Source organism: Polaribacter sejongensis (assembly GCF_038024065.1).
GTDB lineage: Bacteria > Bacteroidota > Bacteroidia > Flavobacteriales > Flavobacteriaceae > Polaribacter > Polaribacter sejongensis.
Genome location: NZ_CP150667.1, coordinates 3,797,049 through 3,818,460, shown reverse-complemented (window position 1 = coordinate 3,818,460; position 21,412 = coordinate 3,797,049). Strand labels below are relative to the sequence as shown.

At 31.2% G+C, this 21,412-nt stretch carries 21 protein-coding genes and 1 pseudogene; 13 read left to right on the top strand and 9 right to left on the bottom strand.

Going from position 1 to position 21,412, the window contains the following annotated elements; genetic code table 11:
• The first annotated feature begins 531 nt into the window (after positions 1-531).
• The 4 genes from WHD08_RS15700 to WHD08_RS15685 all read left to right on the top strand — a co-directional run bounded on the left by WHD08_RS15700 (position 532) and on the right by WHD08_RS15685 (position 3,104).
• The gene (locus WHD08_RS15700; RefSeq protein WP_208890142.1) at positions 532-1,407 is read left to right on the top strand and encodes a TIR domain-containing protein; all 876 of its coding nucleotides are present in this window, start codon (positions 532-534) and stop codon (positions 1,405-1,407) included.
• 2 nt (positions 1,408-1,409) lie between these two features.
• Positions 1,410-1,637 (top strand): hypothetical protein, encoded by a 228-nt coding sequence (locus WHD08_RS15695; protein WP_208890143.1) that lies wholly within the window; start codon positions 1,410-1,412, stop codon positions 1,635-1,637.
• A 115-nt stretch (positions 1,638-1,752) separates the two neighbouring features.
• Positions 1,753-2,268, top strand: coding sequence for a helix-turn-helix domain-containing protein (locus tag WHD08_RS15690; protein WP_208889910.1), 516 nt, complete (start codon positions 1,753-1,755; stop codon positions 2,266-2,268).
• 2 nt (positions 2,269-2,270) lie between these two features.
• Complete coding sequence (locus WHD08_RS15685) at positions 2,271-3,104, top strand: IS3 family transposase (RefSeq protein WP_244183341.1); 834 nt, start codon at positions 2,271-2,273, stop codon at positions 3,102-3,104.
• Positions 3,105-3,293: 189 nt separating this feature from the next.
• Here the strand turns inward: WHD08_RS15685 and WHD08_RS15680 are convergent, their stop codons facing one another.
• On the bottom strand, positions 3,294-5,843 hold the full coding sequence (locus WHD08_RS15680) for an adenosylcobalamin-dependent ribonucleoside-diphosphate reductase (protein WP_208890144.1): 2,550 nt from the start codon (positions 5,841-5,843) through the stop codon (positions 3,294-3,296).
• Between the two features lie 487 nt (positions 5,844-6,330).
• Here WHD08_RS15680 and WHD08_RS15675 point away from each other — a divergent pair, with 487 nt between their 5' ends.
• The 7 genes and pseudogenes from WHD08_RS15675 to WHD08_RS15645 all read left to right on the top strand — a co-directional run bounded on the left by WHD08_RS15675 (position 6,331) and on the right by WHD08_RS15645 (position 10,153).
• Complete coding sequence (locus tag WHD08_RS15675; RefSeq protein WP_165732427.1) at positions 6,331-6,894, top strand: TetR/AcrR family transcriptional regulator; 564 nt, start codon at positions 6,331-6,333, stop codon at positions 6,892-6,894.
• Between the two features lie 53 nt (positions 6,895-6,947).
• Positions 6,948-7,391, top strand: a complete 444-nt coding sequence (locus WHD08_RS15670) for a cupin domain-containing protein (RefSeq protein ID WP_208890145.1) — start codon at positions 6,948-6,950, stop codon at positions 7,389-7,391.
• A 23-nt stretch (positions 7,392-7,414) separates the two neighbouring features.
• A complete protein-coding gene (locus WHD08_RS15665; RefSeq protein WP_208890146.1) occupies positions 7,415-8,161 on the top strand; it encodes an SDR family NAD(P)-dependent oxidoreductase in 747 nt (248 codons plus the stop codon).
• Positions 8,162-8,251: 90 nt separating this feature from the next.
• Positions 8,252-8,494 (top strand): alpha/beta fold hydrolase, encoded by a 243-nt coding sequence (locus WHD08_RS15660; protein WP_244183295.1) that lies wholly within the window; start codon positions 8,252-8,254, stop codon positions 8,492-8,494.
• 17 nt (positions 8,495-8,511) lie between these two features.
• Positions 8,512-9,174: pseudogene (locus WHD08_RS15655) on the top strand (alpha/beta fold hydrolase); the annotation flags it as partial.
• 9 nt (positions 9,175-9,183) lie between these two features.
• Positions 9,184-9,705, top strand: coding sequence for an alpha/beta fold hydrolase (locus WHD08_RS15650; protein ID WP_208890147.1), 522 nt, complete (start codon positions 9,184-9,186; stop codon positions 9,703-9,705).
• A gap of 145 nt (positions 9,706-9,850) precedes the next feature.
• Positions 9,851-10,153, top strand: coding sequence for an alpha/beta fold hydrolase (locus tag WHD08_RS15645; RefSeq protein ID WP_208890148.1), 303 nt, complete (start codon positions 9,851-9,853; stop codon positions 10,151-10,153).
• A 91-nt stretch (positions 10,154-10,244) separates the two neighbouring features.
• On the opposite strand, the gene WHD08_RS15640 is transcribed toward WHD08_RS15645, so the two are convergent.
• The 8 genes from WHD08_RS15640 to WHD08_RS15605 all read right to left on the bottom strand — a co-directional run bounded on the left by WHD08_RS15640 (position 10,245) and on the right by WHD08_RS15605 (position 19,665).
• The gene (locus WHD08_RS15640) at positions 10,245-11,423 is read right to left on the bottom strand and encodes an AIR synthase related protein (protein ID WP_208890149.1); all 1,179 of its coding nucleotides are present in this window, start codon (positions 11,421-11,423) and stop codon (positions 10,245-10,247) included.
• Between the two features lie 110 nt (positions 11,424-11,533).
• Positions 11,534-13,036 carry a carboxypeptidase regulatory-like domain-containing protein gene (locus WHD08_RS15635; protein WP_208890150.1) on the bottom strand — a complete coding sequence of 501 codons (1,503 nt, stop codon included), beginning with the start codon at positions 13,034-13,036 and terminating at the stop codon, positions 11,534-11,536.
• Between the two features lie 13 nt (positions 13,037-13,049).
• Positions 13,050-14,354, bottom strand: coding sequence for a CsgG/HfaB family protein (locus WHD08_RS15630; RefSeq protein ID WP_244183296.1), 1,305 nt, complete (start codon positions 14,352-14,354; stop codon positions 13,050-13,052).
• Between the two features lie 51 nt (positions 14,355-14,405).
• Positions 14,406-14,819, bottom strand: coding sequence for a curli assembly protein CsgF (locus tag WHD08_RS15625; RefSeq protein ID WP_165732412.1), 414 nt, complete (start codon positions 14,817-14,819; stop codon positions 14,406-14,408).
• Between the two features lie 11 nt (positions 14,820-14,830).
• A complete protein-coding gene (locus tag WHD08_RS15620; RefSeq protein WP_208890152.1) occupies positions 14,831-15,553 on the bottom strand; it encodes a CsgE family curli-type amyloid fiber assembly protein in 723 nt (240 codons plus the stop codon).
• On the bottom strand, positions 15,554-16,036 hold the full coding sequence (locus WHD08_RS15615; protein ID WP_208890153.1) for a hypothetical protein: 483 nt from the start codon (positions 16,034-16,036) through the stop codon (positions 15,554-15,556). It lies immediately after the preceding gene.
• Positions 16,037-16,111: 75 nt separating this feature from the next.
• The gene (locus WHD08_RS15610; protein ID WP_165732409.1) at positions 16,112-17,053 is read right to left on the bottom strand and encodes a hypothetical protein; all 942 of its coding nucleotides are present in this window, start codon (positions 17,051-17,053) and stop codon (positions 16,112-16,114) included.
• Between the two features lie 428 nt (positions 17,054-17,481).
• Entirely contained in the window at positions 17,482-19,665 is a 2,184-nt protein-coding gene (locus WHD08_RS15605) for a glutamine synthetase III (protein ID WP_208890154.1), read from the bottom strand.
• A gap of 168 nt (positions 19,666-19,833) precedes the next feature.
• Between WHD08_RS15605 and WHD08_RS15600 the strand changes: the two genes are divergently transcribed.
• Positions 19,834-20,850 (top strand): glutamine synthetase beta-grasp domain-containing protein, encoded by a 1,017-nt coding sequence (locus WHD08_RS15600; RefSeq protein WP_165732406.1) that lies wholly within the window; start codon positions 19,834-19,836, stop codon positions 20,848-20,850.
• A 231-nt stretch (positions 20,851-21,081) separates the two neighbouring features.
• Positions 21,082-21,372 (top strand): SelT/SelW/SelH family protein, encoded by a 291-nt coding sequence (locus WHD08_RS15595; RefSeq protein ID WP_165732404.1) that lies wholly within the window; start codon positions 21,082-21,084, stop codon positions 21,370-21,372.
• Positions 21,373-21,412: the final 40 nt, after the last annotated feature.

Here is a 21,412-nt window from a genome sequence, read left to right as displayed (position 1 = left end):
GCTTTAATCACCTATAATCAACTAAACACAAAAGACTTACAACGTATTTAAGAAATACTTTTACCGAAAATTATCTAGGAATTAAGATTGAACTCAATCAGAAATTATCTAAAAATAATTGTATGCACCTGCAATTAAAAGAAGATTTGTACCACGCTACTTCTGAACTAAAAGAATAAAAGCGTACAATGTTATTTCGAAATGAGTCTTTTTAGACGATTGAGAAATCTCTGTATAAAAAACATATAAGATGAGATTCCTCGTCGTGCCTCGCTCGGAATGACACAAACTGATTAAAAACTCACAATGTCATTTCGAAATGAGACCTTTTTGGACGATTGAGAAATCTCAATAGTTTTAAAAAAAGTATTAAGCTTCATAAAATTTAAAAAACCTCTTAAAACTTTCGAGAAGTCTATATAGTTTAGTTTGAATCTAACCTTTAAAAAGGCTAACTTCGTTATCGTCTGATATAACGAATTAAAACTCGACATATCAATAAAGTTGTGCGTCATTTGAGAAAAAACCATTATGCCAAGAAAGAAAACAGAGAATAAAGTGCCACCACCAACAGAACTAATAGTATCAATAGAAGACTTTAAAAAAGTCCTAACGGAAAGAATTAAACTCGGAGAAAAAATTCTGAATCTAAATATAACAACTCAAAAAGAATTTGACGAAAATCGAGAGGAATTCAATCTTTGGAATGACTTTAATTCTGAATTTCTAAAGCAGTCATTTAATAACGAGTATAATGAATATAGAGACCGTTATGACAAATGTTCAATGTTCATTGGATTTGCAAAAAGAGCTCAAACACCTAACAGCAAGCTTGTAAACTTCAAAGAATCCGTTAAAGCAAAAGTTACAAATCTTAATAAGTTATTGGCTAAAGCAGACCTTTTTAAGTGTTCTGTAAAACTACAAGTAAAAGAAACTGAAAAAATTATGGAACCTGAAATTTTAAGCAACAATGTTTTTATTGTTCACGGTCACGATGACAGAGTTAAATTAGATACTGCGAGAACTATTGAAAAGTTAGGACTAAATCCTATAATTTTATCTGAACAACCTAATCAAGGACAAACAATTATTGAAAAATTTGAACTACATTCAGATGTTGGTTTTGCAGTAGTATTATTAACTGCTGACGATTTAGGAAAAGTTAAAACTGATGATGAAGATAAATATAGAGCTAGGCAAAATGTTATAATTGAAATGGGATATTTCATTGGCAAATTAGGTCGTAGTAAAGTATTTCCATTATATGAAGAGGGAGTTGAATTACCAAGTGATTTACACGGTGTTTTATATATTCCTTTAGATAATGCTGGAACTTGGAAATTTAGATTGGCAAAAGAATTAAATGCTTCAGGCTATGATGTCGAAGTGAAAAATATATTATAAATATGAGAACATATACCTTTAAAGATTTCGAAATTGGAGTAAGTGTTTACCATAAGTCGAATACTAGAATTAAAATGATTGTTGTTGGAAAAGACAGTGAAACGTTTGAATTAAAGTGTCGATGGATAGATAAAGATGGTAATAGATTAGAAGACATTTTTCTATTTGCGGAACTTGTAAAATCAGACGACCACGATTATGATACTAGACCAAGATTTAGCGTGATATAAAAACGAACGCATAACACCGTATATAATTTATTGCTGGCTTCTCGCCTACTTACGAAAGTCCTCGCGGACTTTTACACTGCCCCCAAAAAGTTAGACACTATTTGAGGGTATTTTTATGGGAAGAAAAGTCAAGTATAGTTACGATTTTAAACTACGTTGTGTAGAACAAGTATTAAAAAAAAATCAAGCAGTTTCCACTGTTTCGTTATTGAACGGTATTCATCACACATCTCTTCATAGCTGGGTTAGTTTTTATGAAAAGCATGGTAAAAAAGGTTTATTACCTAGAGAAAATCAAGAATATAGCTTAAAATTTAAATTGAAAGTTTTAGAATCTATTGTAGATGATTCATTATCTTTAAGTCAAGCTTGTTTAAAGTTTAATATTCCAACCAAATCTGCAATAATGAATTGGCAAAGGAATTATAAAAAACTAGGAATTACAGGCTTAAATAATAAACCAAGAGGAAGACCTAGATCTATGGAATTTAAGAGAGCAAAAAAGAAGTCTAATAAACCTTTAACAAGGGAAGATGAACTTCTATTGGAAAATGAATCGTTAAGAGCTGAGCTGGATTTGCTAAAAAAGTTACAAGCCTTAGTTCTAGCAGCGCAAAGCAAAAAGCGCTAGCCATAACAGAATTAAGGCATAAGTATAGTTTAGAATTATTACTAAATCATACCAATATGGCAAGAAGCAGTTATTATTATCACAAAAAAAGAAGTCAATTAACAGATAAATATGAAGAGGTAAAAATCTTAATTAAAGAGATATATCATTATCATAAAGGAAGATATGGTTATAGAAGAATCACCTTAGAAATAAACAAAAGAGGACTTGTTATAAATCATAAAACAATTTTAAGATTAATGCGAAAATTAGGTTTAAAAAGTTTGATAAGAATTAAAAAATATAAATCTTACAAAGGACAGATAGGTGAAATAGCACCCAATATATTTCAACGTAATTTTAAAACAACCAAACCTAATACAAAATGGGCAACTGATATTACCGAATTTAAAGTCTTTGGAAATAAATTATATTTATCACCAATAATTGATTTATACAATGGCGAAATAGTTAGTTATGAATTATCTGAAAGACCTAACTTCGAACAAGTGGTTAAGATGCTAAAAAAGTCTTTTAAGAAGGTTCCTAACCAAGCAAACATTATATTACATTCAGATCAAGGTTGGCAATATCAAATGAAACAATATCAACGGTTATTAAAAGAAAAAGGAATTACACAAAGTATGTCTAGAAAAGGAAACTGTCTAGACAATGCAATAATTGAAAATTTCTTTGGTATCTTAAAATCTGAATTATTTTATTTAAACAAATACATATCGATTATTCAATTGAAAAAAGAAATTAAAGAGTATATAAAATATTATAATACAGAAAGAATTAAACTAAATTTAAATGGAATGAGCCCAGTAGAATATAGAGCTCTTTATTATCAATAATTAATTATAAATTTGTCTAAGCTTTTGGGTGCAGTCTACTTTCTTGGTCGGTAATTATTTACTAAATTCACTGCTTAAACAACACAATAAAGCTTATACAAACACGATAACGACATCAAAAATTTACAAACAAAAAAAGCGCCAAATACTCAAAGTGTATTTGGCGCTTTTCATTTCATCTAAGTTAGTCTACCCACATTTAGAAGAACCACAATCTTTACAAGTTAAACATCCTTCTTGATAAATTAAATTTGTAGAATTACAATTTTCACAAGTATGTCCTTTTACCTCCGTACCATCTTCTACATAACGTTTTAAAGCACGTTGTACACCATTTTTCCAAGAGCTTATAGATTCTGAATCGAATTGTAAACTTTGTATCAACTCTACAATTTTATCAATTGGCATTCCATGACGTATGGTTCCAGAAATTAGTTTTGCATAGTTCCAAAATTCAGGATTAAATTTATGAGACAATCCTTCAATAGTGGTTTTATACCCTCTCTTATTTTTATATTGAAAATCGTAACGAGTCGTTCCATCTTCATTTTTATTCTTAATAATAAATCCTTTATCTGCCCAACGCGGAATTAAAATTCCGTCTTCATCATCGGCTAATCCTGTAAAAATCTCATAAGGTCTTCCATCAACCAAACCTACAAAAGCAATCCATTTTTCTTTTTGATTTTGAAAACGAACTACATCTGCTTCTAAAACTTGAGGACGTTTTTTAGAAAAATTAGAGGTTGTTATTTTATCTTCTTTCTTTTCATCCGTAGAAATTAAAACTCCAGAACGAGAACCATCTCTATAAACGGTTACTCCTTTACAGCCAACTTCCCAAGCTTTTAAATACAATTCGCCAACCAATTCTTCTGTTACATCATTTGGTAAATTAACAGTAACACTAATAGAATGATCTACCCATTTCTGGATAGCTCCTTGCATTTCTACTTTGCTATTCCAATCAATATCATTAGACGTTGCTTTGTAATATGGAGATTGTTTTACCAACTCGTCTATTTCTTTTTGCGTAAAATTCTTAGAAGAATCGATGTTATTTACGTCCATCCATTGTTTAAAACGATGATGAAAAACCACATATTCTTCCCAAGAATCTCCAACCTCATCTACAAAATCAATACGTACATTTTTATCATTAGGATTCACCTTTTTTCTACGCTTATACACAGGCATAAAAACAGGCTCAATTCCAGATGAAGTTTGTGTCATTAAACTCGTAGTTCCTGTAGGCGCAATAGTTAACAAGGCAATATTTCTACGACCATGTTCTAACATTTCATAATACAGTTTACTATCTGCTTCTTTTATTCTTAAAATAAAAGGATTCTCTTTTTCTCTGTCTGCATCAAAAATAGCAAACGCACCTCTTTCTTTTGCTAAATTTACAGAAGCTCTGTATGTTTCTACTCCTAAAACTTTATGTACTTCTGTAGAAAAAACATTTCCTTCTTCACTACCGTAACGAATATTTAAAGCTGCTAACATATCTCCTTCTGCAGTAATACCAATACCGGTTCTTCTACCTTCTTCTGCTTTATGCTTAATATTCATCCACAGATTTCTTTCTGTAGCTTTTACAACTTCTTCTTCTGGATCTGCAGCTATTTTTGCTAAAATTCCATCAATTTTTTCTAACTCTAAATCAATAATGTCGTCCATCATTCTTTGAGCAATAACAATATGCTTTTTGAATAACTCAAAGTTAAAAGCAGCCTTTTTTGTAAACGGATTTTCTACATAAGAAAATAGGTTTATGGCTAATAATCTACAAGAATCATACGGACATAAAGGAATCTCACCACAAGGGTTTGTAGAAACAGTTTTGTAGCCTAAATCTGCATAACAATCCGGCACAGATTCATTAATAATGGTGTCCCAAAATAAAATTCCTGGTTCTGCAGATTTCCATGCATTGTGTACAATTTTCTTCCAAATTTTAGTTGCTTCTATTTCTTTAGTATACAAAGGATTTTCACTAAACGTTGGATATTTTTGCGTGTATTTACCGTCACTTTTTACAGATTTCATAAATGCATCATCAATTCTTACTGAAACATTTGCTCCAGTAACTTTTCCTTGCTCTAGTTTTGCATCAATAAAATCTTCTGCATCTGGATGATTGATAGAAACAGACAACATTAAAGCGCCTCTTCTACCATCTTGTGCAACTTCTCTTGTAGAATTAGAATAACGCTCCATAAACGGAACAATTCCTGTTGATGTTAATGCTGAATTTTTTACAGGAGATCCTTTTGGACGAATGTGAGATAAATCGTGACCAACACCACCTCTACGTTTCATTAACTGTACTTGTTCTTGGTCTATCTTCATGATTCCACCATAAGAATCCGATTCGCCATTGTTACCAATTACAAAACAGTTAGACAAAGAAGCTACCTGAAAAGGATTTCCAATTCCTGCCATCGGACTTCCTTGAGGCACTATATATTTAAAATCTTTAATAGCATCAAAGATTTCTGATTCTGTTAATGGATTGCTATATTTTTGCTCTACTCTTGCTATTTCCGAAGCAATTCTCTGATGCATTTCATCAGGAGTGCTTTCGTAAATATTATCAGCAGAATCTTTTAAAGCATATTTATTTAACCACACAGATGCAGCTAATTCATCGCCTTTAAAATAGTTAAGAGCAGCTTTTAAAGCTTCGTCTCTAGAATATGTTTTTGTTGGAGTAAGTATTGTAGAAGATTTCATTGTATTATACAGCAATTAGATTGTTTTTTTGTTTGATAAATATCCCACAAATGTACAACCTAAAAGATGACAATTATCATAAAGTTTACAAGAAAAAAACACAATACACTTAAAGTCAGCTAAATAAAACTTATCAACACGAAAAAGTTAACAAATAATTTTATTTTTATTGAATTCTCATCACTTTAAACAACATTACTTATTATCAGTATTTTAAATTTGATTAAGACCGTTTGTATAAAAAATAAAGGACTTTTATGAGAAAAAAAAGACTTAAATAAGACTGTTTTTATGACTTTTTACTAGACAATATTTGAAAGTACGGAAAACCATAAAACTTTGTATTTTTATAATGATTATCTTTTATAATGCTTACACTTAATTTGAAAAGCAATCTATTTATTTATAAATAGTAGTAGCAAATTAAGTTATTAAATAAAAATAGACAGACCTGTCTGTTTTGAATGTTTTTTTATATATTTGCAGAATGAAACATAGTGAAGTGAAAAATAGAATTACTGAAACAGCCTCCTTTTTATTTTATAAGAATGGGTATAATTCTACAGGTATAAACCAGATTATTGCAGAAGCTGGTATTGCTAAGGCGACACTTTACAATCATTTTAAATCTAAAGAAGAAATTTGTTTGGCCTATCTTCAATTTAAGAATATTAATTTTCTTGAAGATTTTGAAAAATTTACAACATCAAAACCAAAAGGAACAGATCAGATATTAGCGATATTCGATTTTCTTCAATTATTTTATCAAGATAAAGATTTTAATGGGTGTTGGTGTATAAAAACGGTTTCAGAAATACCAAAAGACAATGAAATTATTAGACATGAAATTCAGTCTCAAAAAAACGACTTCATTGCACTTATAACAAAACTAATTACAAACAATTTAGAGCAAGTTAAAAGCGAGCAAGTAAATTCATTAGCAAGACAAATCTATTTACTGTACGAAAGTGCGGTAGGAGAAAGCCATTTACATCAAGAAGATTGGCCTATTATAGAGTCTAAAAATTTATGTGAAAAAATAATAACTTAAAAAAATTTAACTCATTAAAGACAGACTTGTCTGTCTTTAATTAACAATTCAAAATGAAAGATAATAATACAACAAGTGATTACTCAAAATTAGAATTAGGTGAATTCTCAAATTTGACTGAAAATGTATTTCAACCAAGTCCTGATTTTAAATTAGATGGTAAAAAATTTGTAAAAGATGAGCTCGGATTAACAAGTTCAGAAATATCGTTTAATACAATGGCACCGAATACAGCAATTCCTCTCCTTCATAAACACAAAGAGAACGAAGAAATCTATATCGCCGTTAAAGGAAAAGGTCAATTACTTCTTAATGATAATTATGTAGATTTAAAAGAAGGAACGATTGTAAGAGTTGCAACAGATACAGAAAGAGCCATCAGGAATAATTCGGATGCACTTTTCTCTTTTATCGTAATACAAGCCAAAGAAAATTCATACGAAGGAAGCACAGTTTCTGACGGATACTTAATAGAGAAAAAACCAAATTGGAATTAATTAATAATTAAAGAATATATAAAATGAAAGAATTTGCAAACAAAGTAGCCTTAGTAATTGGCGGAACAAGTGGTATTGGTAATGCAACAACAAATGCATTATTAGAAGGTGGTGCAACGGTACATGTTGTAGGAAGAAATACGGATAAAATTGCCGATGCAACAAACTTAATTAAACACACAGCAAACATCTCTAACACAACAGATGTTGATGCTTTAATAGCTAAAATTGACGGCTTAGATAACTTAGATTATTTAGTAAATGCTTCAGGTATTTTTGGTCCTAAACCTTTTTTAGACCATACCATGGAAGATTATAATTCTTATTTAGATTTAAATAGAGGGTTCTTTTTTATCACTCAAAGTGCTGCTAAAAAAATGAAAGCAACCAACGGAGGTGCTATTGTAAACGTAGGTTCTATGTGGGCAAAACAAGCTGTAAAAGCAACACCTTCTACGGCATATTCTATGCAAAAAGCAGGTTTACATTCGTTAACTCAACATTTGGCTATGGAATTAGCAGACGATAACATTCGTGTGAATGCGGTCTCTCCTGCCCTAGTAAACACACCTGTTTATCATGGTGTTTTTGGTGGAGAAGAAGCTGCTAAAGAGGCATTGGTTGGCTTCAACGGTTTTCATCCAATAGGTCGTTTTGGTGAATCGGAAGATATTGCCAATAGTATCATCTTCTTATTATCAGATAAAGCTGCTTGGGTAACAGGTGCTATTTGGGATACTGATGGTGGTGTTATGGCTGGTAGAAACTAAAAAACACAAAGAAAAAGTCATAACCTATACATATATTAGGTTATGACTTTTCAACTTTTCTCAAATTAATTTGAGATTTAAATTTAAATTATGAAAAACTTAGTCTTAGCCTTAAGTATCTTTTTACTTTTTACCTCTTGTAAAGAGCAGGTAATATCAGAAACGGATAAAGGTTCTAACACTTTACAAACTATTAGTGAAAATCAAAAATCAACCATAAAATATAAAACATTAGAAGTTAATGGCATTAACATTGCCTATAGAGAAGCTGGTAATGTTAACAACCCAACCATTGTTTTACTGCATCATCGTATCAATACAGAAAAGTATTAGCGCAATTATCTAACGAATATCATTTAATTGCTCCAGATTATCCTGGTTTTGGTAACAGTGATTTTCCAGATTCAGAAACATTTAAATATACGTTTGATAATATAGCAACGGTTGTAGATTCTTTTTTAGAGCAAAAAAAGATTAATTCTTATGCGATTATGATTCAAGATTATGGTGCTCCTATTGGTTTTCGATTAGCCACAGCGCATCCCGAAAGAATTACCGCCATCATAAACCAAAACGGAAATGCCTACGAAGAAGGTTTAGGTGACGCTTGGGCTGAAATAAGAGCACTTTGGAAAAATAGAACTAAAGAAAACGAAGATGCTATATTACCTGCTTTTTCTTTAGAAGGTTTAAAATGGCAATATACACATGGTGTTAGAGATACTGAAACTGTAGACCCTGATACTTATAATTTAGATTTATTTTATGATTATCAGAATAATATAAAACTATATCCAAAATGGCAACAATATTTAAGAGATAATCAGCCACCATTATTAATAGTTTGGGGTAAAAATGATGCTTTTTTTCCTGAAAGTGGTGCGGCAGCTTTTAAAAGAGATGTAAAAAATATAGATTACAACATTTACGATACCGGTCATTTTCCTTTAGAGGAAGATGGTGATGCTATTATTACAAAAATGAGATTTTTCATGAGAACCCTGAATAAATAGACATATAGAATGAAACAATTTGTACTAGTTTTAATAATTATAGCCTCTTTATTTGGGTGTAAGAATACAACTGAAAAGAATGAAAAACAGTTCTTTTTACCACCAGCTACAACGTATAATTATGCAGAAATTGATAATGTAAAACTATTTTATAGAGAAGCAGGAGATAAAAGCAATCCGACAATTGTGTTGCTACATGGTTATCCTTCTTCTTCACATAGTTATAGAAATTTAATTCCTATGTTGGCAACGCATTATCATGTTATTGCACCAGATAATTTCGGCTCGGGTTATAGCACACATTTAGATCCAGCAAGGACGAAATATACTTTTGATCTATTGGCAACTTATACAGAAAAGCTAATTGATACACTTCAAATTAAGAATTATGTGATGTACATGCAAGATTTTGGTGCTCCTGTTGGGTATCGTATGATGATGAAAAATCCAAAACGGATAGAAGCTTTAATTGTTCAGAATGCAAATGCTTATTTAGAAGGTTTAACACCGAAACGACAAGATTTTTTTTAGAACAGCACAAACAGATACCTCGCAAGTAAAACATGATTTTTTATATAGCCTAACAAGTGAAGATGCGATAATAAACAAACAGTATTTATTTGATTTAGATAGCACAAATATCAAAATTCAAAGTCCAGATGCGTGGACACACGATTTGGCATTTTTAAGTTCTAAAAAAGACAGAGAAATTCAGGTACAATTATTTAAAGATTACAACACCAATTTAATTCGATATCCTAAGTGGCAAAAAATGTTGAAAGAAAATCAACCAAAAACATTAATTACTTGGGGGAAAAAGGATTTGAAATTTAATGCCAATGGTGCAAAAGCTTACTTAAAGGATTTACCAAATGCTGAGTTGCATTTATTGGATGCAGGTCATTTTGCTGCAGAAGAAAAAACGAGAGAAGTAGCAAAACTTATTCTGGAGTTTTTATCTAAAAGCGAAATAGAATAATTAACTACAAAAAAATATTAGTTAACTAAAAACTCCAACTACTTTTAAAAGTAGTTGGAGTTTTAATATAATTTAATAATGACTTGGTTTTTTAATATTCAAAAACACCATACTCACTTGTAATTGTTAATTTTTTAGTTTCAGAAGCTTCTACTCTACCAATAATTTTTGCATCTACATTAAAAGATTTAGAAATAGCGATGATATCTTCTGCAATTTCTGGAGTTACATAAATTTCCATTCTATGACCACAGTTAAAAACCTGATACATTTCTTTCCAATCTGTTTTAGATTGCTCTTGTATCAATTTGAATAATGGTGGAATTGGAAACATGTTGTCTTTTACAATATGTAATTCATCCACAAAGTGTAAAATTTTTGTTTGCGCTCCACCAGAACAATGAATCATTCCGTGTACTTTATCCGAAGAAAAGTTAGATAGTATTTTTTTAATTATTGGTGCATATGTTCTTGTTGGCGATAAAACTAATTTACCTGCATCAATTGGAGAATTTTCTACTTTATCAGTCAATTTTGTATTTCCAGAATATACTAATTCTTCAGGAACCGCAGCATCAAAGCTTTCTGGGTATTTTTCTGCTAAATATTTATGAAACACATCGTGTCTTGCAGAAGTTAACCCGTTAGACCCCATTCCTCCATTATATTCAGTCTCGTAACTTGCTTGTCCAAAAGACTCTAAACCAACAATTACATCACCTGCTTTTATGTTTGCGTTATCAACAACATCTGTACGTTTCATACGTGCAGTTACAGTAGAATCTACAATAATTGTACGAACTAAATCGCCTACATCTGCAGTTTCTCCACCGGTGGAATGAATGGTAACTCCAAAACCTTTTAGATCTTCGATTAACTCTTCTGTACCGTTTATAATTGCTGATAAAACTTCTCCAGGAATTTTACTTTTATTTCTACCGATTGTAGATGACAACATAATGTTATCTGTTGCTCCAACACACAAAAGATCATCAATATTCATAATTAAAGCATCTTGAGCAATACCTTTCCATACAGAAATATCGCCAGTTTCTTTCCAATACATATACGCTAAAGAAGATTTAGTACCTGCTCCATCTGCATGCATGATTAAACAATAATCATCATCATTTGTTAAATAATCTGGAACAATTTTACAGAATGCCTTCGGAAATAAACCTTTATCTATATTCTTAATTGCATTGTGTACATCTTCTTTAGATGCCGAAACACCTCTTTGTGCGTATCTTTTAGAAACCTCTTGACTCATGTTGTTGTGTTGTTGTTGGGTGCAAATTTAACTTTCTTTTATGTGGCATCATAAAAAAACCAAATGATTTTTGATCATTTGGTTCTTTCTTATTAATATTTCAGTTTTAATTACTCCCAATCTGGCATAATTGCTCCTGTAAAAATTTCCTCTCTACTATTATCTCCATCAATTGGGGAGGTAAATATTTTCTTTTCTGAAATACCATCGTTAGATGTATTTACATAAATTATTTCGGCCTCATTAGGTGAGAATCTTGGATCTAAATCATTCGTTCCTGATGCTTTTGAAAGAATCATTTCTGTTTCTGTCATTGTTGAAAAATTATATTTAAAAACTTTATTATTCAATCTTCTATAATTTGATGATTGAAAATCACTTACATCTTTAGTGTAAATTAATAAGTTACCATCTACAGACAAATTTAAACCGCCTAAAGCACCAACATTTGCAGAAACAACTGTATTTAATACATTTCCACTCATATCAATAGTATAAATAGCACCATCATAACCATCAGAATTATTTGTTCTCAACACTATTTTAGTACCGTCATTACTCCAATCACATTCGGTAATTAAGTGTCCATTTGCTGTTTTATATATCATTTGAAGACCACTACCATCTTTATTAATCATATATAACTTATCAAAACTTGGATAAATAAGTTGATCACCCGTTGTAGACCAAGAGAAGTCCACTTCATTCAAATCAAAAGTATTAACAGGGATATCAGAAGTTACTCTTTTTACATCCGCCCCATTTGGTTTCATGGTAAAAATATGGGCCTCATTATTATACAATCTTAAAAAAGCAATTAAATTTACAGTGTTATTTTTTCTAGGTCTCCAAGAATTTGTGCTAGATTCTGTTAATTTAACAGTATTAATTTCATCAAGCCCCTCATCTAAACTAGATGAATAAATTACATTATTACCTCCTTCAACCCTAACGTAAGTATACCTATTCTCTGGATCACCCTTTACTGTAAATGAATTTGAAGTACTTAGCACTTCAGAATTTATATTATCTGTTACTGCTACTTGCCAAAAATACTTACCACCAAATTTTAAATCAGGAACCACATAAGTTGTATCACTAAGATTTTGAACTTGAATTATATTATTATCAAAATCATTTTTAATCTCTAATCTATACGTTAACTCATCATCATCTACACTAGAAGAAGACCAAACCAACTCTACTGAACTATCAATGTCTAAAGCACCATCCATTGGCATTAACAATACAGGCGTTGTTGGCGGAACATTAAATGCTGTTTCCACCTGCATTTCAAAAACAACATTTATTGTTGCCCCTATTTCTACAGAAACTGGCTCAAAACTATTTAGAAAACCTTCTTTAGAAGCCTCTATAGAGTATTCATTTACCGGAACCTCTTCATAAGAAAACGCTCCATTCGCATCTGTAAATGTAGTATTATTTGTTGGAGACAAAGTTACTTTAGCATTCTCAATAGGCTCAAAATCACTTTTTCCCACAACCTTTCCTGTGATTACCCCAAATTCTACACTATCAATAGTAACTTCTTCTCCGCAACTAAAAAACAAGCATATAGTTATGAGTATTAATATTTTTTGTAAGGTTTTCATACTAATTTATTTTTTAAAAATAGAAATTAATTCCTGCTCTAACATTCCAAATCTTATCATTTTTATCTCCCCTAACCAAACCATCTAAATTGTCTGTTGATATAATATTTTGCTCACCTCTTAAGATAAACCCCAATTTATCAGTAATAAGATACTCTAAACCAATACCATATTGATACTTAAAATAGTTATCACTTAAGTTTTTAGTAGAAATAGAACCAACACCAACATAAGCATAAGGAGTCATCCTGTCATTAGGCAATAGATAGTATTCAAAATTCACATTAGAATCATAAATCCTTTTTTCAAATATGTTTTTATTAGAAAGCGTGCTAGAACCTAATCCTAAAGAAAATGCAAATCTAGATTTATTTAGCATGAATTTAAGTAGCATATCTGTCCCAAGACCAAACTCTGCATCAGAATAATCACCAACAATTTTAGATACTCCACTCACAGCCCCAACACTAATCTTACCCCTTCTATATTCTTGCTTTCTATTAAATAATTCTGTTAACTCCGCCTCTTCTTGTTCTTTCTTATAGTTCTTTTTTACAAAATCTACAACTTCCTGTCCACCACTAGGCTCCCATATACCATCTATAATACCTTCTGTAATTAATAATTCTACAGCTTTATCAATAGCTTCTTTAACAGCTAATTGAGCTGGCTCATTTTTTGTAATACCTGTTTCTGCCTCTAATAACCTTCTTAAAGATACATACTTAAACAAATTAGCAGAAAGACCTTGTGACAAAATAGTTTTAGACACATACACATTTTTAAGAATTTGACCCGTGGATGTAGAAACAACTCTTAAATATACCGTTATTCTGTCTTGTCTATATTCTCCAGAAGCACCAACTCCAAAGTAACGCAAACCAGTACCCCCCGTAATAATATTAGAATCGTAAGACACAACACCACCTTCTACAATGTAATTTGCAAATAATAATGGTGGCATTTTAATAGGTTTATTATCTCCTGCATATTCTTGACGAGTATTTCTAATTATCTGTCTTTCATTTAATAAATTTCCTATATTCTCTCTTTCAATTGGCTTAAACCAATTAGATTCTTCTAATGATTTTAATAGTATAGAAGTACCTCCTTGTGTAACAGCTGTACTAAAAGTAGAACCATTTTCTACTGGTTTATATTGACCAGTATGATCCCTAAACTTATAAACACCCACTACCGTTTTTTCTTTTGGAGAAAAACTTTTTATAGACATTTCTGGAGATGAATTTTCTCCAATTCTAGCTCTTGATTGATCTAAAGGTTGGTTAAAATAAGTTCCACAACTCGAAAAAAACATTGCTATTAGGAAATAGCATAAAATAAAGTACTTCCTTTTCATAGATTTCAATTAATTGTTTGGAATAGTTATTTGAGTTTGTTCTCCTGTTGATGTATTTAAAATACTTACGCTTAAACCGCCAACACCTGGACTAATCTCTACAACTAAAGAACCATAAACATAAGTTCCTTCTGACAATCCTTGACTGCCAATTTGTTCCTGAAATAAGCCCTGTGAGAGTGAGTTTAGTAATTGCCTATTTAAGTTATCTGTAAAATTATCTATCTCTGAAGATTGCGTAAATGGATTTGTATTTTCCTCTTGAAAATCATTTTGGGCATTCGCTGAAGCTAACAACTGCTGGTATGCAAATGAATCTCCCCCTCCAAAAAACGGGTTTATCGACTTATAAACCAATTGCTGTGAAAATGAAAAACTAGAAAAACAAACAAATAACACGAATAATAGTACTTTTTCTTTCATAACAATTTTATTTACATTTTACTTTTCTTTCTTAATTCTTCTCTTTGTTTTGCATAAAAGTACAATCGCTCTAATGCAACTCCTACATTCGATTTTAAAAACTCTTCATCTGGTCTAGAAAAAAACTCATGTATTTTAATTTCTTCTACCTCTACGAGAATAATACTCGTTCTACCCATACCTGGTTTTTCTTTTATTTTTATAATAAAAGGATACTTTATACCAGATAATAAATACGATTGATAAAAAAGGTCATGGTAATCTTTACCTAATTTAGTTATAGCCTCATCTACGACTATACCTTTAAGAAAAAAATCTTTCTCGTCTGTTTTCTCAGCAACTTCCTGCTGTATATTTTTAGGTAATATCCAAAGTGAATCTTTAGATATTAATTTTTCATTTTTTTTAATAAATAAATAAACTTTTAATTCTTCGTCTCCATTTAAGTTAACTTTTATGGTGGAAACCTCCATGTTTTCATTCGGTTGTATCGAAAACTCACCTGACTGTCTATTGTTAGAGTAATTACCTCCCTTTCCTTTTTTTAAGGCAATTAAATTATAAAACAACTTATCTATATGCAACAAACCATCATTATTTACCTCTGCTTTTAAAGTAATAAAATTATCTTTTTTATCAACATTAATCTTGCCGTAAACATCATTTTCAGATTGACTAAAACCAATGCTACAACTTAAACATAAAATAAAAAAAACAATTTTAGAAAAATACATTTAGTAGTTTTTAATAATAAGTGCCTGATTATTGCTGTTTTGAATTATAGCAGCTCCGTTCATCATTGAATTTGTACCGTAAATTTGTAACGAATTAGAGTTTCCTTGTTGATGAACACCAAAGTTGATAGGATTACTATTATAGTAATTAATAAAACTATAATAATTTTCATTTCCTATTTGATTTACATTTTGAGAAGTCTGATTTGAACTCTTTATGTCTGCATTATTCTCAAAGCCTACCTGGTTAAGTACTACACTATTTATGTTTTCTGATTGTTGTTGAAATAAGCTATTTTGACTATTCTCATTTGTCAACAAACTATTACTATCTACTAGTAAGGAAGTGTTATATGGACTTAACTGAGAGAAATTATTAGAAAAATACGTAGGTAGCTTTTCTTGTTGTGCAGAAACCTCAGTAACGTATAAACTACACAATAAAAAGACAAGAAAACACCATATGTTTTTATTTTTTTTCATGATAGAAAGTGTTTGAAAAATAAGTAAGGAGGAAGAACCCCTCCTTACTTATAAATTAAGTTAATAATTTATTTTTTAGTTACCAATTTGCTCAACACAAGCTTGATTAGCACCTCCACTTTGCATAATAGTACTCATATTACTAGATAAATTAGCTGTTTGAGTAACAACTGCAGTGTTTCCTGGTGTCCAACCATAAACACCCGCTAAATTAGTCTGTGTAATTGAACTAGTATTATTTCCTCCAACTGAATTTTGAGTTACACAAGCTAAATTACCTGTACCAGTAGTCCATAAAAGAAAATCTTGATTCACTGTAGAAGTATTAGAAAAAGCACCTCCAGCAACAGATGTTTGGTCTTCAGAAGATGTATTGTCAAATCCATTTTGAGTAGAAGACGCATTATTATTACTTCCCATTTGCGCTTGTTTCGCTTCATTATCTGTACCACTTTGGTTTATCTGAGCAACACTACCCGCAACACCATTAGCACCACTATTTTGATCTTGTTCTGCGTAATTACTTACACCAACCTGCATTACTGTTGCCGAGTTGTTATCAAAACGTTGCTTTTGGAACGAAGTATTTAAAAGTCCGTTTTGATTAGCACTAGCATCATTATTTTCCGCTTGTCCAACCCCTACATCTTGCTTAGCATAATTAAGAGTTCCTCTTTGCTCTACTACACCAGAGTTATTATCTCCATCTTGCTTAATATCTGAATGGTTTCTCCAACCACTTTGATAAATTAAAGCTTCATTACTACTCCCTCCATTACCAGCTCCTAAAGTGTTATCACCGTCTTGGCTAACTATAGAGTAGTTTCCTGTTCCTATTTGATAAGCATTCGCATCATTTAAGATACCTTTTTGAGTGATATCACTCGTATTGTCAACTGCTCCTCTAATTCCAGAAGTCATTTGAGTAAAAGAACAATCATCACAACTTGCTTGTGGAGTTTGTGCGAAAAGCGCACCTGTAGCTAAACACATAGCCATAATTACTAATTTTTTCATGATAAATAATTTAAATACGTTAGTTAAAAATTAAGCATATCAAAATCTATCCGATATAAATTGAATATGATATACTACAATAAATTTTTAGGGGTAATTAAAATTATTAGGGATAAAATGTTAAGTTATTAAGGATAACTTTTCATTTTCAGTCAACTCTTAAAGTAAAGAGTTGTTGTAAACTATATAGCTTGATCGATTCTGTGTTTAAACAAGTCAAATATAGAAATTTATTTGTCTAATTCCAAAAAAAATAAAAAACACAAATAAAATAAAAGCGTAAACAACTCAAAAACAAACACTTACAGGTATTAAATATAAATAAAATAAACAAAAACAGGGGAAAACACCTATAAAAAAAAGGTTAAAAATGAATAATTATCATTTTTAACCCTTACTTTTTAAGATATTATCAATTTACCTATCGTTTAATTAATAAATAACAACTCCCTATACTTAGCTAATGGCCATAAATTATCATCTACCAAGGTTTCTAACTGGTCACAATGATATCTTATATCTACAAAAAAAGGTTTTATTTTGTTACTGTATTGTTCTGCTAATTTAAAACCAAAATGTTTATTAGCTTTCACTTTTTCTGCTTCCATTTTTACTACCAAAGCATTAATTTTAGTAATATGTTTAGAAATTAACATAACTAGCTCAATTTGCTCTTTGGCTATATTTTTATATTCATCACCAAAAATTTCTTTTAAGTTCTTAGTATTCTCCAATAAAGTATTCTGATAAATTATTGCAGTAGGCACTACTTGATTTCTTGCAATATCTGCCAAAACACGTCCTTCTATTTGCACCTTTTTAGCGTACGATTCTAAATCAATCTCATAACGAGCTTCTAATTCTACTTTACTCATTACTTCCATTTCTTCAAACAAAGAAATTGTTTTCTCAGAAACTTTTGCCTTTAAAGCTTCTGGAGTTGTTTTATAATTAGTTAAGCCTCTTTTTTTAGCTTCCTTTTCCCAAGCTTCTCCATAACTATCTCCATCAAAACGAATTGCCTTAGAGTCTTTTATATATTCTCTTAGTATATTAAAAACAGCTTCATCTTTTTTAAGATCCTTTTCCTCTATTAAAGCATCTACTTCAATCTTAAATTCTTTTAATTGCTTTGCAACAATAGTATTTAAAACAGTCATTGGTATTGCACAATTTGCTAAAGAACCAACAGCTCTAAACTCAAATTTATTTCCTGTGAATGCAAACGGAGAAGTTCTATTCCTATCTGTATTATCCAATAAAATTTCAGGAATTTTACCTATAATATTTAACTTTAAATCCGTTTTTTCTTGCGGTGAAAGCTTTCCTTTAGTTACATTTTCTAATTCATCCAAAACTGCTGATAGTTGACTTCCAATAAACACAGAAATAATTGCAGGTGGTGCTTCATTAGCGCCTAATCGATATTCATTACTTGCAGACGCAATAGAAGCTCTTAACAACTCTTCGTATTTATACACCGCTTTAATAGTATTGATAAAAAAGGTAAGAAATTGCAAGTTCTTCATTGGGGTTTTACCCGGACTTAGCAAATTAGTTCCGTTACCGGTAGACAAAGACCAATTGTTGTGCTTCCCAGACCCGTTAATACCTGCAAATGGTTTTTCATGCAGCAAGACTTTAAAATGATGTCTTCTAGATATTTTTTGCATCACATCCATTATTAATGAATTATGATCTACCGCTAAATTAGCTTCTTCATAAATTGGTGCAATCTCAAACTGATTTGGAGCAACCTCATTATGCCTTGTTTTTACAGGAATCCCCAACAACATACACTCTTGCTCTAAATCTTGCATAAAACTCATAGCCCTTGCAGGAATGGTTCCAAAGTAATGATCATCAAGTTGTTGTCCTTTAGCCGGCGAATGCCCTAATAAAGTTCTACCTGTAAATTGTATATCATGTCTTGCAAGCACTAAAGCTTCGTCAATTAAAAAGAATTCTTGTTCCCAACCAAGTGTTGCACTTACTTTATTTGCATTCTTATCAAAATATTTACAAACAGCAGTAGCATGTGTATCTATAGCTTGTAATGCCCTTAACAAAGGCGTTTTATTATCTAAAGCTTCCCCAGTATAAGCAACAAAAATTGTTGGAATACAAAGTGTTGTTTCATAAATAAAAGCAGGAGAAGTTGGGTCCCAAGCCGTATAACCACGAGCTTCAAACATATTTCTAATTCCTCCATTAGGAAAACTAGATGCATCTGGCTCTTGCTGAACCAATTGTTCTCCATCAAATTTTTCCATTGCAAGACTGCCATTTATAGACTCAAAAAAAGCATCATGTTTTTCTGCAGTAGCACCTGTAAGTGGCTGAAACCAATGCGTATAATGAGTAGCCCCTTTAGACATTGCCCAATCTTTCATACTTACCGCAACCTGATCTGCAATTTTTCTATCAATTTTAGTTCCATGATCAATTGCATTCATCACACTTTCGTATGCAGCACGTGTAAGATACTGTTGCATAGCGTATTTATTAAACACATTCCGACCAAAAAGTGCTGATCTTTTTTCATTCTGAACTACTTTTATAGGACTTCTACGTAGTGTTTCTTGCAATGCATTAAATCTAATCCTTGACATATTAGTAATATTTTCTACTTATTTTTAACTTTATACAAATATACCCTTTCAAATTTAGGGATAAAATTATTTTTTAGCTATTTTAAATATTTTACCCCTATTTTTTTTGATATCTAATGAAAATATTTGATTTTTGTAGGACGAACATCACATAAACACATATATATTATGGCAAAAATTAAATTAGAATACATTTGGTTAGATGGTTATTATCCAACTCAGAACATGAGAAGTAAAACCAAAGTTGAAGAGCATGAAGATTTTAAAGGAACAGTTGAAGAATTGGGACTTTGGTCTTTTGACGGTTCTTCTACAAAACAAGCTTCTGGAGGAGCATCTGACTGTATTTTAAAACCTGTTGCTATTTATCCAGATCCAAATCGTATTAACGGTTATTTGGTAATGAATGAAGTAATGAATGCAGACGGAACTCCACACGAATCTAATGCACGTGCTACTATTGAAGATGATGATAACGATTTCTGGTTCGGTTTTGAACAAGAATACTTTATTATGAATACAAGTACAGGATTGCCTTTAGGATTTCCAAGAGGTGGTTACCCTGCTCCACAAGGACAGTACTACTGTTCTGTAGGAGGTTTATATACACATGGTCGTGATATCGTTGAAGAGCATGCTGATTTATGTATTGATGCTGGTTTAAACTTTGAAGGAATTAACCAAGAGGTTGCTTCTGGACAATGGGAATACCAATTATTTGCAAAAGGAGCAAAGAAAGCAGGAGATGAAATCTGGATATCTAGATATTTATTAGATCGTTTAACTGAAGGAAAAGGAATGTACATTGAGTACCACCCAAAACCATTAGGAGATACTGATTGGAATGGTTCTGGAATGCACGCTAACTTCTCTAACTCTATCTTAAGAGAATGTGGTTCTAAAGAAAAATACATCGAAATTTGTGAAGCTTTCCGCCCAGTAGTAAAAGAACACATTGAAATTTATGGTGAGTTTAACGACCAACGTTTAACTGGTAAGCATGAAACTGCTGCAATTACTGACTTCTCTTGGGGAGTTTCAGATAGAGGTGCATCAATTCGTATTCCAATTATCGTTGTAGAAAAAGGATACAAAGGATGGTTAGAAGACCGTCGTCCATCTTCAAACGCAGATCCATATAAAGTAGCTGCTAGAATTATTAAAACTGTTAAACCAGTTAAATAATTACGAATAGTATAAAATCTTAAAAAGCACTTACAGCAATGTAGGTGCTTTTTTTATGCAATTATTTTGGGCGTTACCAAAGGTCGGGCTACCCGTTATATCTTTTAAATTTTTAGCTATCGCCAAAATTAAAAAAGGATACCACTTCTATCCCTAACGCAAAAAAAAGTAACTTTAAACACAAAAAGTTCAGTACTTTTAAATACCATTTTAAACAATTACATTTAATATATGGAAAACACTATAAAAATAGAATACTGCACACAATGCGGTTGGCTATTACGCGCCTCTTGGATGAGTCAAGAACTATTAACCACTTTTACCGAAGAAATTACAGAGCTGACCTTAAAACCGGGTACCGGAGGTATTTTTAACATTACAGCAAACAACCAATTGGTTTGGTCTAGAAAAGAGGAAAATGGATTTCCAGAAATTACAGAATTAAAACGACGTATTAGAGATGTTATCGCTCCAGAAAGAAACCTAGGACATATCGACAGAAAAAAAACGCCAACAAATTAATGTTAGCGTTTTTTTATATCTAATTTTACTTGCCTTCTAT